The following is a 16525-nucleotide window of genomic DNA, read 5'->3' as shown; positions in this document are numbered from 1 at the left end:
CGTTAGAAAAGCGAAACCCCGCCTCGGGCGGGGTTCGATGATGGCGTCGCGGCCGCGTCTCAGGCGGTGGTGGACAGATTGGTGCTGGACACGCTCGGTTGCAGCAGCGACTGGTTGGCCTGGTATTGCGATACCGCCAATTGGCCGCCGCGGTTGCGGCGCTGCGCCTGCTCTACGCCCTGCGTCGCCTGGGTGGCCGGCGCGGTGGCGCTCTGGGCCGGCGTGGCCGGCTGCGACGGCGTATTCAGCTGCTGCTGGCTGCCGTTATTCGACGACTGGGAAGCCTGGTTGGCCGTCGTCTGCGCCGCTTGCGGCGCGTTCGCGGCCTGGGCCGTCACATTGTTGGCGGCGTTGCCGGCATTGCCATTGCCGGTCTGAGCCGGCGCGGCGTTGCCGTTGACGGCCGGCGCCACGGCCGCGGCTGCCGACGGTTGCGGACCGGTTGCTAGCACCGCGGCGGAATTGTTGACGATGGCCGGCGCTTGCTGCGGGGCGGCCGCCTGTGTCTGTTGCGTCTGCTGCTGCTGGGCGGCGACGGCCTGCTGCTGCTGAGCCTGCTGGCTCTGGCTGCTGGTCAATTGCTGTTGCAGCTGCTGCTCGACACGGGCGGAATCCGGATTCTGCCGGACCGCGGCCTGCGTTTGCGGCTGTGAGGTGGCTTGCTGGACGGCGGGCTGGGCATTGTCCAGCGACGACTGCACCTGCCGCGTGTTGAGCGCGGCATAGAGCGGTTGCGTCGTAGCGTTGCCTACGCTGGCGATGTTTGCCATTGCTACAGTCCCAATGTTCCTATATCGCTGATATTAGACTATTTTTTCGTTTTCTGTCCAAGTTTTTCCTGGCTGTTCGAGCAGGACCAGCTGCAGCATGTGTTGCGCCAGTGCATCAACGTCGAGCTCGCCGTCGCGGCGGTACCATTGCACGGTCCAGTGCAGGCTGCCCAGCAGCGTGCGGCGCAGCAGGCGGGTGTCGCGCTTGACCAGTCCGGCGGCGGCGGCCTGGTCCAGCACCTGCTGCCACAACGCCTCGTAGCGGTCGCGCAGCACCACCAGCCCCGGCTTGGCGTCTTCCGACACGCTGCGCCATTCGTACAGCATCACTTCCAGCGCCGCCTGATTGTCGCCTAGCAGCGAATGCAGGTGGACGCGGAACAGCGCGGCCAGCTTGTCGGCCAGGCCATCGGCCGCGGCCAGCGCGGCGGCCAGCTGCTCGGTGGTGCTGGTGATGCCCAGCGCCATCACCGCCACCAGAATCTCCTCCTTGGTGCGGAAATGGTAGAACAGGCTGCCCGACTGCATGCCGACGGCGCTGCCCAGATCGCGCACGGTCGTGCGCTCGTAGCCCTGGTCGCGGAACAGCACGGCGGCGGCGCGCACCAATTCCATGCGGCGGCTGTTTTCTTCGGGGGGCCGGGTGGTTTCCGCTGCGCTCATTTCAATCCTGGCTGAGGTCGGGTGACGGGGGAAGCAGGTTTTGCGCCGCCTGCCATGCCATGTCCGGCTGCATTTTTTCCAGGCAGTCGGTGTGGCCGTAGGGGCAGAGGCGCTCGAAACAGGGACTGCAGTCCAGGTTCAGCGACACGATGGCCGCGCGCTCCGACAGCGGCGGCGTGAAGTCCGGGCTGGACGAGCCGTACAGCGCTACCAGCGGCTTGTCCAGCGCGGCGGCCACGTGCATCAGGCCGGAGTCGTTGCATACGGCCAGCGCGCACAGCCCGATCAGGTCTATCGCCTCGTCCAGGCCGGTGGCGCCGCACAGATTGACGGCGCTGCCGTCGGCCAGCCGGGCGATCTCGTCGCCGATTTCCTTGTCCTTGCCGGAGCCGAACAGCCAGACCGCGTAGCCGGCGGCGTCGAAGCGGCGCGCCAGCTCGGCGAAATGGCGGGCCGGCCAGCGCTTGGCCGGACCGTATTCGGCGCCGGGACAGAAGGCGACGACGGGGCGCGACAGATCCAGCCCCAGCCGGCCGGCGGTCTGGCGCTGGGCGGCGGGGTCGGCGCTGAGGCGCGGATTGGGGATGGGGCGCGGCAGCGGGTCCTTGCGCGGTTCGGCCAGCGCGCAGAAACGCTCCACCATCATCGGCAATTCCTGTTCGTCCAGTTCGCGGGCGTCGTTCAGCAGGCCGTAACGGGATTCGCCGAGAAAGCCGGTGCGCAGCGGTATGCCGGCGAACAGCGGGATCAGCGCCGATTTCAGCGAGTTGGGCAGCACGACCACCTGGTCGAAACCTTCCTTCGCCAGCTGGCGCGCCACTTTCCAGCGCTCGACCAGACGCAGCGCGCCGTGGCCGAACGGATTCAGGTGCGATCGGGCCACTTCCGGCATCCGCGCCAACAGCGGCAGGGTCCAGGCCGGCGCGAACACGTGCAACTCCAGCTCGGGGTGGAGTTGGTGCAGGCGGCGATACAGCGGCTGGGCCATTACGCTGTCACCGACCCAGGATGGGCCGATGACCAGGATCTTCTTCTTCATTCGGGTGTTTCCGGTGTCAAGCGCAAGCCGGCTGGGGCAACCGGCTTGCGCTTGGCGGCGGCAAGCAAAAAAGGTGCGGCTCGCGCCACACCCTTTGCCGACGGCGCGAACTGAAAGCCTCAGTGGTGATGGCCGACCGGACCGACCAGCTTGTACTGGGTGCCGCAGTACGGACAGAGCGCCTCGCCGGTCTTGTGCACCGGCAGGAAGACGCGCGGGTGGGAGTTCCACGCCTTCATGTCCGGCATCGGGCAGTGCAGCGGCAAGTCGTGCTGGGTGACTTCGATATAGCGTTCGGTGTTTTCTTTCAGTTCTGCCATGGTCGTTCCTTGTTGCGGCAAGCGGGTCTCCGACAAAGACGCCGCCAGCAGGACGGCGGTGGGCCGTGCGCTGCTGGCGCGAGTCGCGGATTCTACCGCTTATTTTACGTAAGTGAGCCAGTGCTGGTGTTCGGCGTCCTGGCCTTTGACGATGCTGAAGTAACGCTGCTGGATCTCGGCCGTGATCGGGCCGCGGCCGCCGGCGCCTATCGGGCGGCGGTCCAGTTCGCGGATCGGAGTCACTTCGGCCGCGGTGCCGGTGAAGAAAGCCTCGTCGGCGCTGTATACCTCGTCGCGGGTGATGCGCTTCTCGATCAGTTCCAGCCCCATTTCCTTGGCGATCTGCACCACGGTGTCGCGGGTGATGCCTTCCAGCGCGCTGGTCAGGTCCGGAGTATATAGCTTGCCCTTGCGAACGATGAAGATGTTTTCGCCGGAGCCTTCGGCGACGAAGCCGTCGACGTCCAGCAGCAGCGCCTCGTCGTAGCCGTCGGCGGTGGCCTCGTTATTGGCCAGGATGGAGTTCATGTAGTTGCCGTTGGCCTTCGCCTTGCACATCGTGATGTTGACGTGGTGGCGGGTGAAGGAGCTGGTCTTGACGCGGATGCCCTTTTCCAGGCCTTCGTCGCCGAGATAGGCGCCCCACGGCCAGGCGGCGACGATCACCTGCACGTCGTCCCGCTTGGGGGCCACGCCCAGCTTGCCGGAGCCGTAGAAGGCCATCGGGCGGAAATAGCAGGACTTCAGGCCGTTGGCCTTGACTACGTCGAGGTGGGCCTGGCTGATCTGTTCCGGCGTGAACGGGAGCGCCATGCCCAGGATCTTGGCGGAGCGGAACAGGCGCTCGGTATGGTCCTGCAGGCGGAAAATGGCCGGACCCCGGGCGGTTTCGTAGGCACGCACGCCCTCGAACACGCCCATGCCGTAGTGCAGGGTGTGGGTGAGGACGTGGGTGGTGGCGTCGCGCCATTCCACCAGCTTGCCGTCAAACCAGATATATCCGTCACGATCAGCCATCGACATCTCGGTCTTCTCCTGTTTATTTGCCTTGTTCGGACTTGTGCCCGCTTCTAGCGGCGGCGTGTGCGCCGCCGCTGTTGATGGGCCAGTGTATACCGCCGCGAGCGGGCTTGTGAACCCGGCATCAGGAAAAATCGAGCGCTTGCTCGAAAACCTGTTGCCAGAGCTGCCGGCCGCGGCGATAGGCGGCCCGCAGCGCCTCGTCCACCTCAACCGCCACGCGCTCGTTCAGGCGGGCGGCGTGCTGCAGCCGGCGATATTGCCGGTAGGCGGCGCGGGCGTCGTCGGCCAGCTGGCGGTCTATCAGGCCGGCGTCGGCGGCCACCGCCAGCAGCGCGATATTGCCGGTGTTGCCGGTCAGCGCCGGCAGCGCCCTGGCGTGGGCGAGGATCAGGTACTGGACGATGAACTCGATGTCTATGATGCCGCCGCGGGCGTTCTTGACGTCGTCGTCTCGGGCCGGGTGGCTGTCCAGCATCCGCTGCCGCATCGCCAGCACGTCGCCGCGCAGCGCGGCCGGGTCGCGCGCCAGCGTCAGGATGTCGCGGCGTTCCGCCTCGAACTGGGCGCCGACGGCCTCGTCGCCGGCGACGAAGCGGGCGCGGGTCAGCGCCTGGTGCTCCCAGGCCCAGGCCTGCTTCTCCTGGTACTGGCGGAAGGCGGCGATCGAGCTGACCAACAGGCCGCTGGCGCCGTTCGGCCTCAGCCTGAGGTCGACGTCGTACAGCACGCCGGCGGCGGTGGCGCTGGTCAGCCAGGTGGACAGCTTGCGCGCCAGCCGCGAGTACAGTTCCGGCGCGTCCGGATGGTCGTCGTCGTAGAGGAAGATGATGTCGAGGTCGGAGGCGTAGCCCAGCTCCTTGCCGCCGAGCTTGCCGTAGCCGATGACGGCGAAGCGCGGGATGTCGAGGTGGCGCGCCGGGATGTCGCGCCAGGCGTGGCGGACCACCGCGTCCAGCACCAGGTCGGCGAGCCGGGACAATTCGTCGGACAGCGCCTCCAGCGTCCACATGCCGGCCAGGTCCTGCGCCACCAGGCGGAAGGTTTGGGCATGCTGGAAGTGGCGCAGCGCGTCCATCTGAGCCTCGACGTCGCCGCCGGCCTGCTTCAGTTCGGCCTCCAGCTGGGCGGCCAGCTGCGGCCAGTCCGGGGAGGCGTACAGCACGCGCGCGTCCAGCAATTCGTCGAGCAGTATCGGGTGGCGGCTCAGATAGGCCGACACCCAGGCGCTGGACGAGTACAGCGAGGCCAGCCGCTGCAAGGTCTGCGGGTATTCGGTCAGCAGCGCCAGGTAGGCGGCGCGGCGGCTGATGGCCTCCATCAGGCCTATGATGCGGGACAGCGTGTCGCCGGCGTTGGGGAAGCGGGCGGCCACTTCGATCAGCGCCGGCATCAGCGCGTCCAGCTTCTTGCGGCCGGTCAGCGGCATTTGCAGATAGCGCTGGCCTTGCGCCAGGCCCTTCAGCTGGCGCGCGGTGGCCGCCGGATCGGCGTAGCCGAGCTCGGTCAGCTTCTCTTCGGGGCTCTGTTCGGCCACGTCGCGCCACAACTCGGCCAGCGGATGGCCGGGGCCGTCCTCGCTGGGCAGCAGGAAGACCTGCTCGAAGTGGCGGCTGATCCTGGCCCGCACCGAGGACAGCGCCTCGTCGAACGCCGCCCAGTCGGCGAAGCCCATGCTGGCGGCGATCTGCTCGCGGGCCTCGGGCGAGGCCGGCAGCGTCTGCGTCTGCTGATCGTCCTGGTATTGCAGCCGGTGTTCGAGATTGCGCAGGAAGGCGTAGCCGTCCTGCAACTCGCGCACCGCGTCCGGCTCCAGCAGCCGCAGCGCCTCCAGCCTGTCCAGCGTGGCGCGGGTGCCGCGCAGCTGCAGCGTGCGGTCGCGGCCGCCGCGTATCAGTTGGAAGACCTGGGCGATGAATTCGGCTTCGCGTATGCCGCCGGGGCCCAGCTTGATATTGTCGGCCATGTCGCGCCGCGCCACCTCGCGGCGGATCTGCGCGTGCAGTTCGCGCATCGCGCCGTAGGCGTTGTAGTCCAGATACTTGCGATAGACGAAGGGGCGCACCAGCTGCTCCAGGCCGTCGGCGTCGCCGGTGATGGCCTTGGCCTTGATCCAGGCGTAGCGTTCCCATTCGCGGCCCTGGGACAACAGATAGTTCTCCAGCGCGGCGAAACTCATCACCAACGGACCGGAATCGCCGTAGGGGCGCAGCCGCATGTCGACGCGGAACACCTGGCCGTCGGCGGTGATGTCGTTCAGCAGCGCGATCAGCCGCTTGCCGACCTGGGTGAAATACTCGTGGTTGCTGATCTTGCGCGCGCCGTCGGTTTCTCCGCCTTCCGGGTAGATGAAGATCAGGTCGATGTCGGAGCTGACGTTCAGCTCGCCGCCGCCGAGCTTGCCCATGCCGATGACGATCAGCTGCTGGGCCTCGCCGCTGTCCTCGCCTAGCGGCCGGCCGTATTGCGGCAGCGACGCGCAAGCGCTGGCCAGCGCCTGGCGCACGGCGAATTCGGCCAGCGCGCTGATGGTGGACACCACCTCGTCCAGCGTCGCCAGGCCGGCCAGGTCGCGGCAGATCAGGCGGGCCATCGTCGCCTGGCGCAGCCGGCGCAGCGCCGGCGCCAGCTGTTCGGGCGCGGCGAGGGCGGGCCAGTCGGCGAAGTCCCGCATCTCTTCCGGGCCGAACGGCGAATCCAGCCGCGCCTCCAGCCGCTGTCCCTCCTCGGGGCGCGCGGCGAGCAGCCGGCTCAGATAATGGGAAAACTGGCAACTGCGGGCAATGGCAGCGCTCGTGTTTGCTGGCATAATGACTCCGGACGGCTTGGCGCGGCTCATCGCGCCGGGGGCGGCTGCGGCCGATTTCGCGCCGCGCTTTTCTACAACGCCATTGTAACGGTTTGCCATAGTTGAAAAACCCCTCGTCGCCGCTTTCCCATATCCGCGTGCTGCGCACGCTGAAGCGCAGCCTGCTGGTGCTGGCCGCCTCGCTGCTGCTGTCCTGTGCGTTGGTGGCGGGCGCGTTCGCGGCCTTCACTTTCTGGGTCCTGCCCAATCTCGATCAATACCGCCCGCGGCTGGAGGCCAGCCTGTCGGCCGCGCTCGGCCATCACGCGACCATCGCCCGGCTGTCCGGCCGCTGGGAGGGGCTGGCGCCGCAGTTCGAGCTCAGCGGCGTCTCCATCGCCAATCCGGTGTCCGGCCAGGCGCTGACGCTGAGCATGGTGACGGTGCAGCCGTCCTGGACTTCGCTGCTGGCCTGGGAGCCGCGGCTGGCGGTGCAGATCAGCGGGCCGGCGGTGGAGCTGCGCCGCGCCGCCGACGGCGCCATCTATCTGAACGGCTTCGATCTGACCGGCGGCCCGAGCGCCGACAACGCGCTGGGCAACTGGCTGCTGCGCCAGCCGTCGCTGGACATCCGCGATGCCCGCCTCAGCTGGCAGGACGAGCGGTTGGGGCTGCCGCGGCTGGATCTGAAGCAGGGCCGGCTGCTGCTGGAGCGCAGCCTGCTTGGCCACCGGCTGCAGTTGTCCGGCCTGCCGGCCGCCACACTGGGCAAGGGGTTCGAATTGAACGCCGGCTGGCGCGGAGACGACATCGACCGTTGGCAGCAGTGGTCCGGCTCGGTGCGGGTGGCGCTGAACGGCGCGCGCGCCGACATCTGGTCGCGCTATATGCGGGAGCTGGGCGTGCTGCGCAGCGGCGAGGGCGACGGCACGCTGGAGATGTCGTTTTCCGACGGCAGCGTCGGCAGTTTGCGCGCCGACGTCAGCGTGCGCGACGCGGCCTATACGCCGCCGAGCGCGCGCGAGCTGGTCTTGCCGCAACTGCAGGGCAAGCTGCAGCTTGACCGCCAGTCCGACGGCAGCTACCGGATACTGGCCAGCGATCTGACCTTGGCCAGCGTCAACGGCCTGGCCTTCGACAAGTCGTCGATCAAGGGTGAATGGCGCCCCAGCGACCAGGGCGGCGGCGAGCTGACGCTGGACAATGTCGACGTCGGCAACCTGGGGCCGTTCATCCACGCGCTCGGGGTGGACGCCAATCCGCTGTTCGCCCGCTTTTCGCCCAGCGGCGCGCTGCGCGATCTGACCGTGGGCTGGAAGGGGCCGGTGGAGGCGCCGCGCAGCTTCAAGGTGAAGACCCGTTTCCTGGCGCTGGGCTGGCAATCGTTCGCCGACTTGCCCGGCGTGTCCGGCGTGACCGGCCGCATCGAATTCGATGAGAAGGGCGGCCGGCTGCAACTGGACACCGGCAAGGCCGAGGTCAGTTATCCGGCGCTGTTCGCGCTGAGCCTGCCGTTCGACCGGCTGGCCGCCGACGTGTCGTGGCGGCAGCATGGGCCGCAGCTGGATATCGATTTCAAGCAACTGGCTTTCGCCAACGCCGATCTGAGCGGCCGGCTGAACGGCAGCTACCATTACGCCGGGACCGGCGCCGGCAAGATCGATCTGACCGGCGCGATCGACCAGGTGAAGGCGGCGCGCGTCGCGGCCTATCTGCCGCACCAGGTCGGCGAGCGCACCGCCGCCTGGCTGCGCAAGTCGCTGCTGGACGGCATGCTGCGCAATGTCACGTTGTGGCTGAAGGGCGATCTGGACCGCTTCCCCTTCGCCGGCGGCCAGGGCGGCGAGTTCCTGGTCCAGGCCGACGTCGAAAAAGCGAAGCTGTTGTATCAGCCCGGCTGGCCGACGATAGACGATATCGACGCCAGGCTGAGCTTCCGCAACGAGGCGATGTTGGTCGAGGCCAGGCGCGCCGGCACCGTGGGCGTGCCCTTGCGCAACGTCCGGGTGGGGATAGACCAGTTGGGAGCCGATACGCCGTGGCTGAAGATAGACGGCGACGTAGACGACAAGCTGGACCGCATGCTGGCCTTCACCACCAAGAGTCCGGTCGACGGCTGGCTGGGCGGCTTCACCGGCCGGATACGGGCCGTCGGGCCGGCCGCGCTGAAGCTGCACCTGGAAGTGCCGCTGGCCGGCGACGCCGCCACCCGGGTGCGCGGCGACCTCGATTTCAAGCGCAACGCGCTGACGCTGGGCGCCTTGCCGCTGCCCCGCCTGGACGCGGTGCAGGGGCGTCTGACCTTCACCGAGCGCGGCGTGGACAGCCGCGGCATCGCGTTGCAGGCCTTCGGCGGGCCGTTCCGTCTGGCGGCCCACACCGGCGCCGACAAGCGCATGCGCTTCGAACTCGGCGGCGAGGCCGACGCCCAGACCGTGGTCCGGCAGTATCTGCCGGTGTTGGCGCCGCTGGTGTCCGGGCGCGGCCGTTTCGACGGCCAGTTCGCCATCCGCGACGGCCTGGAGAGCCTGCAACTCGATTCCAATCTGAAAGGCGTCGCGCTGGACGCGCCGGCGCCGCTGGGCAAGGCCGCCGGCGCGACGATGCCGTTGCAGTTGCAATTGCAGCCGGCGCCGCCGCGCTTCGGTCCGTCGCAGCGGCTGGAATTCGGGCTTGGCGACGCGCTGAACGGCAAGCTGAGACTGGGAGAGGGCGGCGAGTTGCAGGCCGGCGCGATCGGCCTGGGCCGCAATGCCGGCGAGTGGCCGGCCTCCGGCCTGGCGCTGCGGGCGCAGCAGCCGCGCGTCAATCTGGATGATTGGTGGCCGCAGCTGTCCAGGCTGGATGCCGGCGCGTCGGCCGCCGCGCCGCCGTTGACGCTGGAGCTGGACACGCCGGAGCTGACTGCCGCCGGCTTCACCTTGCACCAGGTCAACGCCAAACTGTCCAATCGCAGCCAGTCCGGCCTGTGGTCGGCCCAGCTGCGCTCGCGCGAAGCCGGCGGCGAACTCAGCTACCAGCAGGCGGACGGCGGGCCGCTGTTGCAGGCCAATCTGCAGCGGCTGGCGCTGAACTGGCCGCTGCGCGCCGACTCGGCCGGCGCCCAGTCGTCGGCGTTGAAGCGGCAGTTGCCGGCGATGAAAGTGCATATCGGCGACTTGTCGCTGCAGGGGCGCGGCCTCGGCCAGCTGGACATGACGGCGCGGCGCGCCGGCGGCGTCTGGCAGATGGAGCCGTTGCGCCTGGAGACGCCGGACGGGGTGCTGACCGGCAGCATGAAGGTCGACGACGAAGGGGTGGGCAGCGTCAACAGCCGCTTCACGCTGGACGTCGCCAATGCCGGCAAGCTGTTGGCCCGCTTCGGCCAGGGAGACGTGTTCCGCAACGGCGAGGGCCGGCTTTCCGGCCAACTCAGCTGGCCCGGCGGCCTCGGCGATCTGGAAGCGGCTAAACTGTCCGGCAGCATCGCCCTCGATTTCAAGAACGGCCGCTTCGCCAAGGTGGACCCGGGCGTGGCCAGGCTGCTGGGCGTGCTCAGCCTGCAATCGCTGCCGCGCCGCATCCGGCTCGACTTCACCGATGTGTTCAGCGAGGGCTTCGCCTTCGATTCGCTGCGCGGCGACGCCAGCGTGCGCAACGGCGTGTTCCGCTCCGACCGGGTGGAAATGAAGAGCCCGGCCGCCGAGGTGAGCATTTCCGGCAGCGTCGATCTGCCGCGCGAAACCCAGGCGCTGAAGGTGCACGTGGTGCCGCACGTGGCGGAGAGCGTGGCGCTGGCCGCCGGCGCGGCGCTGCTGAATCCGGTGGTCGGCATCGCCACGCTGGCTGCGCAAAAAGTGTTGCAGGATCCTGTAGGTAAAATACTATCTCTCGATTACTCGGTAAGCGGCTCGTTGAAGGATCCGCAGGTGGTGCGGGTCAATGTCGGCGATCCGGTCAAGCTCAAAAGGAAACAACCATGAAGCAAAAGTTCGTCGCCGCAGCGGTGCAGATGGTGTCCGGCTGCGATTGGGAGTCCAACCTGGCCCGTGCCGACCGGCTGCTGGCCGAAGCCGCGGAACGCGGCGCGCAATTCGCCGCGCTGCCGGAGTATTTCTGCCTGATGGGCAGACACGAGACCGACAAGGTGGCGCTGCGGGAGGCCTTCGGCGCCGGCCCCATCCAGCAGGCGCTGTCCGACATGGCGCGCCGCCACGGCCTGTGGCTGCTGGGCGGCACGGTGCCGCTGGCCTGCGGCGACGCCGAGAAGGTGCTGAACACCAGCCTGCTCTACAATCCGCAGGGAGAGGTGGCGGCGCGCTACGACAAGATCCACCTGTTCGGCTTCACCGGCCAGGGCGAGAGCTATTGCGAGTCCAACACCATCCGTCCCGGACAGGCGCCGGTGAAGGCCGAGACGCCGCTGGCCGACATCGCCTTCGGCATCTGCTACGACCTGCGCTTCCCGGAGCTGTTCCGGCTGCTGGAGCCGTTCGACCTGCTGGTGCTGCCGGCGGCGTTCACCGCCACCACCGGCGAGGCGCACTGGGAGACCTTGCTGAGGGCAAGGGCGATAGAGAACCAGTGTTATCTGATCGCGCCGGCCCAGGGCGGCACCCACGAAAATGGCCGCCGCACCCACGGCCACACGATGATCATTGACCCGTGGGGGCGCATCCTCGCCGAGCTGCCGGAAGGCGAGGGCGTGATCACCGCCGAGATCGATTACGACTTGATACACTCGGTGCGCGACCGCCTGCCGGCGCTGGCGCACCGGGTCATACGCTGAAAGAGCCACGATGCAAGATGCCTTCACCACCGCGCAGGATTTGTTGCTGAAACCCTACGGACTCGACGAGGCTGCGCTTGAGCGCACGCTGGCGCACATGCGCAGCCACGCCGTCGATTATGCCGACCTCTACTTCCAGTACACCCGCAACGAGGGCTGGCATCTGGAGGAGGGCATAGTCAAGTCCGGCAGCTTCAGCATCGACCAGGGCGTCGGCGTGCGCGCCGTCTCCGGCGAGAAGACCGCCTTCGCCTATTCCGACGCCATCAACCAGGAGGCGCTGACCCGCGCCGCCGAGGCGGTGCGCGCGATAGGCCAGACGGGCGGAGACGGCTCCGTCGGCGCGGTAGAGCGGCGCAAGGCGCATTCGCTGTATCCGGCGATAGACCCTTGCCACAGCCTGGAGGCGGCCGCCAAGGTGGCGCTGCTGGAAAAGGTGGAAAAGCTGGCCAAGGCGATGGATCCGCGCGTGATCCAGGTGATGGCCGGCCTCGCCTCCGAATACGACGTGGTCTACGTGGCGCGCCATGACGGCGTGCGCGCCGCCGACGTGCGGCCGCTGGTGCGGATGTCGGTGATGGTGATCGCCGAACAGAACGGCCGGCGCGAGCAGGGATCGTCCGGCGGCGGCGGCCGCTTCGACCTCGCCTATTTCGACGAGGCGGTGGTGGAGCGCTATGTGCGCGAGGCGGTGAAGCAGGCGCTGGTGAATCTGGAAGCGCGCCCGGCGCCGGCCGGTCAGATGACGGTGGTGCTGGCGCCGGGCTGGCCCGGCGTGTTGCTGCACGAGGCGATAGGCCACGGTCTCGAGGGCGATTTCAACCGCAAGGGCACCTCGGCCTTCTCCGGCCGCGTCGGCGAGCGGGTGGCGGCCAGCGGCGTCACCGTCGTCGACGACGGCGTGATGGGCGGCCGTCGCGGCGCGCTGGCGATAGACGACGAGGGCAATGCGACGCAGCGCACGGTGCTGATCGAGGACGGCATTCTCAAGGGCTATATGCAGGACGCGATGAATTCGCGGCTGATGGGTGTCGCGCCGACCGGCAACGGCCGGCGCGAGTCGTACGCCAGCATTCCGATGCCGCGGATGACCAACACCTATATGCTGGCCGGCGAGCGCGATCCGCAGGAAATCATCGCCTCGGTCAAGGACGGCCTGTACGCGGTCAATTTCGGCGGCGGCCAGGTCGACATCACCAGCGGCAAGTTCGTGTTCTCGGCCTCCGAGGCGTGGCGCATCGAGAACGGCAAGCTCAGCTATCCGGTCAAGGGCGCCACGCTGATAGGCAGCGGCCCGGAAGTGCTGAACTATGTGTCCATGGTCGGTAACGACCTGGCGCTGGATCAGGGCGTTGGCGTCTGTGGCAAGGAAGGGCAGAGCGTGCCGGTCGGCGTCGGCCAGCCCACGCTGCGGATAGACGGCGGCCTGACCGTCGGCGGCACCGGCGGCTGACCGGAGCCTGTCACTCGTCCAAGGCCGGGCATGCACCCGGCCTTTTTCATGCCGTCATCGCGGGATGCCCTGAGCTTCCCGCGCCAGGGCCAGCCGCTCCAGGCCAATGCCGGAGCCCGCGCCCTCGCGGCAGGCGCCGCCGCCTACCAGTTGTTTCTGCGCGCCCAGTTCCGGCACGCGCGTCTCGGAGCGCAGGCCCAGGCTGTCGACGAATCCGCGGCATAGCGCCAGGCTCTTTTCCAGGGCCGCAGCCGGGTCCGGCCACTGACGATGCGCCTCCTCTGACCATGGTCATGATGTTTTCCTTAAAGACGATTTCAAGCGGGGTGGGAATAAAAAAAGGCGCTTTGCGGCGCCTGTTTGGTGATGGCTGACGGCATTGGGCGGGTCAGCTATCGCCTTTCCCCCGATCCGCGCGCGCCGACGCCGCGCCCTTGGGCCGCGCGTGATGGTGGCGGTGATGGAAGAAGATATTTTTCATACATTCATCATTTTCGGCGCGACCGGCTTGTCAAGCCGGTTGCCGCGGCTGTTCTTAAAGTCAGGCCGGACGGGTAGACACCCGCCGAGTCTGATCCTGATCAATTCCGGCATGATCGCGTCATTTTACTTTTATCGCTGGTCCGGCAGCAGGCGGACCGGGGCTGTACACATCAAAACAACAGACTGGAATTTGAAAATGAACAAGATCAGCAAAATCCGCATCGCCAGCGTGCTGGCACTGGCCTGGACCTCGTTTGCCGGCGCGGCCACCATCACGCCGCCGGGCGCCGGCGGCGCGCCCATCCCGTTTTCCGCGGTGGGGCCGGCCACGGTCAGCAAGGGCGGCGTGGACGTCGACTGCAACGCGGTGTTCAGCGGCACCGTCGACGGCGCCGGCAATATCCGGATCACCAGCGCCTCGTTCAAGGGGATACCTGTTTGCCGGATGATCAAGGCCAGCGCCACCGTGGCGGCGCCGTGGGTGGGACGCGTGACCGCTTTGAATCAACTGGCGATAGCCGGCGTGACCGTCAACGTCAACACGCCGATTCTCGGCGGACAGTGCGGCGCCAGCCAGGTGGCGGGGACGATCAGTGACAACGGCGTCGACACCACCGTCATCGGCCTGGCCGGCGCGCCGTTGGCCGGGGGCTGCTCGATCTCGGCCAATCTGACGACCACGCCGTATATGCATGTGACGCCCTGAGCGCAGCCGTCAGCCGGCGCCGGGCGGGATCTCGTCCTCGGCCCGCCACCAGCGCCGGGACGCGCGCAGCGTATAGGCGTGCCGGTAGGCGGTGGGCGTCAGGCCGGTCCGGCGGCGGAACAGCCTGCGGAACGATCCGGCATCCTCGTAGCCGCATTGCTCGACGATGCCGGGCAGGTCCATGGTGGTGATCTCCAGCAGCAGCTTGGCGCGCTCTATGCGCAACTGATGCAGGTAGTCCAGCGGCGTCATTTCCGTCACCTCGCGGAAATGGCGCAGCAGCGTGCGGGTGCTGACGGCCGCGGCCTCGGCCACCTTTTCCAGGCTGTACGGTTCGGTCACATGTCCTTCCAGCCAGCGGCGGGCCTTGAACACCGCGCTGTCGCGGGTCGGCGTGCTCAGCAATTCCAGCGTCTGGGCCGACTGCTCGAAGCGCGCCGGCCGATACAGCAGGCCATTGGTGCAGCTGTCGGCCAGTTCGTCTCCGGCGAAATGGCGCACCAGTTCCAGCGTCAGCTCGGCGGCCGAGGCCGGCGCCCCGCTGCAGAGCACATTGCCGTCCACCGTCACCGGCCTGTCCATCAGCAACCGCGTCTTCGGATGATTCTGCGAGAACCAGCCGGCGATCAGCCAGGTGATGGTGGCGTTGCGGCCATCCAGCACGCCGGCGCGCGCCAAGAGCGCGGCGCCGTTGTAATTGGTGGCGATCAGATCGCCGGCGGCATGGCGGCGGGCGATCAACCGCTGCGCCTGGGCATGCCGGTCCAGCTGCTGTTTCAGGTGGGGCACGCTGTGCATGTCCAGGCCGGGCACCAGCAGCGCCGAGCGGCCGGCCGGCATGTCGCGGCCGTCGGGCTGCGGCAGCCAGGGGGGCTGCGGCAGCGTCGCGCCGTCGGCGTCGAGCAGGCGCCAGCCGAACAGCGGCGTTTTTTGCCGGGGGTGGCGCAGATGCCACAGTTTGTTGGCGGCGCGCAGCACGTCCATGGCGGAAAACAGCGTGCCGCCGAGGCAGTCGGGCAGGTAAAGCAGGTCTATGCAGGCGTTCATCGGGGTCTGCCTTGGCGATATCCGCTTTAACCTTGGCGAAATTCGCCGGCAAAAGCAAGTTCAATGGCATTTTATGTATTTCAATATCATGACAATAGTGATTCGACTGTCTTGACTGCTGTCTGGCCGCGGCGGAATTCCGTTGGCGAAAACGGCCCGCCGAATGGCCATCTTCCCCCCTCTGCGCAGCGACTGTCCGTTCCTAGACTGGGATTAGGGCGGGGCCGACTCCGTCGGTCCAATCCCGGCACCCATAACATCCAAATGGAAACGGAGACCAGACATGGCCCAGCTGCCAGGCATCATTCCCGCTATCGAACGGCACGAGGCGGAGTTCATCGCGATCCGCCGCGCCATCCACAGCCACCCCGAGCTCGGTTTCGAGGAAGAGGCCACTAGCCGGCTGGTGGCCGAATCGCTCGGCGGCTGGGGATATCGCGTCGCCACCGGCATCGGCGGCACCGGCGTGGTCGGACAGCTGCGTTGCGGCAACGGCGCGCGCCGCTTGGGCATACGCGCCGACATGGACGCGCTGCCGATCCAGGAGGAGACCGGGCTGTCTTACGCCAGCCGCCTGCCGGGCAAGATGCACGCCTGCGGCCACGACGGCCATACCGCCATCCTGCTGGCGGCGGCGCGCCACCTGGCCGAGACCCGACGGTTCGACGGCACGCTGAACCTGATTTTCCAACCGGCCGAGGAGGGCCAGGGCGGCGCCGTGGGCATGATGGCCGACGGCTTGTTCGAGCGTTTTCCCTGCGACGCGGTGTTCGCGCTGCACAACGGTCCGACGCTGCCGGCGGGCAGCTTCGTCGTGCAGCCCGGCGTGCTGGCGGCCTCGGTAGACACCGTTTCCGTCACGCTGACCGGCAAGGGCGGCCACGGCGGCATGCCGCACACCTGCGTCGACCCGGTGGTGGCGATGGCTTCCATCATCATGGCGCTGCAGACCATCGTTTCGCGCAATCTGTCGCCGGACCAGCCGGCGGTGGTGACGGTGGGGGCGGCGCATGCCGGCGAGGTCTGCAATGTGATCCCGGACAGCGCGCGGCTGGAGTTGACGGTGCGCGCCTACAGTCCGGCGGTGCAGCGGCAGATAGAGGGGCGGCTGCGCGAGCTGGTGAGCCTGCAGGCGCAAAGCTACGGCGTGACGGCCGAGATCGACTGGCAGGCGGTGTCGCGGGTGCTGGTCAACACGCCGGAGGAGACGCGGATCGCGCGCGAGGTGGCCGAGGCCATGGTCGGGCCGCAGGGCATGGTGTCGCTGCCGGCGGGCGCGATGGGCGGCGACGATTTCTCCTGGATGCTGGAGAAGGTGCCGGGCTGCTATCTGGTGCTGGGCAACGGCGTCGGCAGCCAGGGCGGCTGCATGATCCACAACCCCGGCTACGACTTTAACGACGAGATCCTCAGCGTCGGCGCCAGCTACTGGACGCGACTGGCCGAGACCTATCTGAAGTAGCCGCCC

The 16525-nt window shown here is 68.0% G+C and carries 12 protein-coding genes; 5 read left to right on the top strand and 7 right to left on the bottom strand.

Features of this window, described 5'->3' with window-relative positions:
* Nucleotides 1-59: 59 nt before the first annotated feature.
* The 6 genes from CXB49_RS12115 to glnE form a co-directional block, all read right to left on the bottom strand.
* On the bottom strand, nt 60-770 hold the full coding sequence (locus CXB49_RS12115; protein WP_101708639.1) for a hypothetical protein: 711 nt from the start codon (nt 768-770) through the stop codon (nt 60-62).
* A gap of 33 nt (nt 771-803) precedes the next feature.
* Nucleotides 804-1433 carry a TetR/AcrR family transcriptional regulator gene (locus CXB49_RS12110; protein WP_101708638.1) on the bottom strand — a complete coding sequence of 210 codons (630 nt, stop codon included), beginning with the start codon at nt 1431-1433 and terminating at the stop codon, nt 804-806.
* Between the two features lies 1 nt (nt 1434).
* Nucleotides 1435-2472 carry a lipopolysaccharide heptosyltransferase II gene (gene waaF / locus CXB49_RS12105; RefSeq protein WP_101708637.1) on the bottom strand — a complete coding sequence of 346 codons (1038 nt, stop codon included), beginning with the start codon at nt 2470-2472 and terminating at the stop codon, nt 1435-1437.
* Nucleotides 2473-2591: 119 nt separating this feature from the next.
* Nucleotides 2592-2792: a zinc-finger domain-containing protein gene (locus CXB49_RS12100; protein ID WP_101708636.1), complete on the bottom strand. Its 201-nt coding sequence runs from the start codon at nt 2790-2792 to the stop codon at nt 2592-2594.
* Nucleotides 2793-2891: 99 nt separating this feature from the next.
* On the bottom strand, nt 2892-3815 hold the full coding sequence (locus CXB49_RS12095) for a branched-chain amino acid transaminase (RefSeq protein WP_101708635.1): 924 nt from the start codon (nt 3813-3815) through the stop codon (nt 2892-2894).
* Nucleotides 3816-3936: 121 nt separating this feature from the next.
* Nucleotides 3937-6651: a bifunctional [glutamate--ammonia ligase]-adenylyl-L-tyrosine phosphorylase/[glutamate--ammonia-ligase] adenylyltransferase gene (gene glnE / locus CXB49_RS12090; protein WP_101710692.1), complete on the bottom strand. Its 2715-nt coding sequence runs from the start codon at nt 6649-6651 to the stop codon at nt 3937-3939.
* A 71-nt stretch (nt 6652-6722) separates the two neighbouring features.
* Between glnE and CXB49_RS12085 the strand changes: the two genes are divergently transcribed.
* From CXB49_RS12085 to CXB49_RS12065, 4 genes are all read left to right on the top strand, one after another.
* On the top strand, nt 6723-10562 hold the full coding sequence (locus CXB49_RS12085) for a YhdP family protein (RefSeq protein ID WP_101708634.1): 3840 nt from the start codon (nt 6723-6725) through the stop codon (nt 10560-10562).
* Entirely contained in the window at nt 10559-11368 is an 810-nt protein-coding gene (locus CXB49_RS12080) for a carbon-nitrogen hydrolase family protein (protein ID WP_101708633.1), read from the top strand. The genes CXB49_RS12085 and CXB49_RS12080 overlap by 4 nt, the downstream gene beginning before the upstream one ends.
* A 10-nt stretch (nt 11369-11378) precedes the next feature.
* A complete protein-coding gene (gene tldD, locus CXB49_RS12075; RefSeq protein ID WP_101708632.1) occupies nt 11379-12821 on the top strand; it encodes a metalloprotease TldD in 1443 nt (480 codons plus the stop codon).
* A gap of 679 nt (nt 12822-13500) precedes the next feature.
* Entirely contained in the window at nt 13501-14010 is a 510-nt protein-coding gene (locus tag CXB49_RS12065; protein ID WP_101708631.1) for a hypothetical protein, read from the top strand.
* Between the two features lie 9 nt (nt 14011-14019).
* Here the strand turns inward: CXB49_RS12065 and CXB49_RS12060 are convergent, their stop codons facing one another.
* Nucleotides 14020-15057: a GlxA family transcriptional regulator gene (locus CXB49_RS12060; protein ID WP_101708630.1), complete on the bottom strand. Its 1038-nt coding sequence runs from the start codon at nt 15055-15057 to the stop codon at nt 14020-14022.
* A 283-nt stretch (nt 15058-15340) separates the two neighbouring features.
* Here CXB49_RS12060 and CXB49_RS12055 point away from each other — a divergent pair, with 283 nt between their 5' ends.
* Entirely contained in the window at nt 15341-16519 is a 1179-nt protein-coding gene (locus CXB49_RS12055) for a M20 aminoacylase family protein (RefSeq protein ID WP_101708629.1), read from the top strand.
* Nucleotides 16520-16525 lie beyond the last annotated feature (6 nt).

Origin of the sequence: Chromobacterium sp. ATCC 53434 (assembly GCF_002848345.1) — a bacterium.
Lineage (GTDB): Bacteria > Pseudomonadota > Gammaproteobacteria > Burkholderiales > Chromobacteriaceae > Chromobacterium.
Note: the sequence above shows the minus strand (reverse complement) of the source record. Positions and strands in the feature narration are given on the sequence as shown.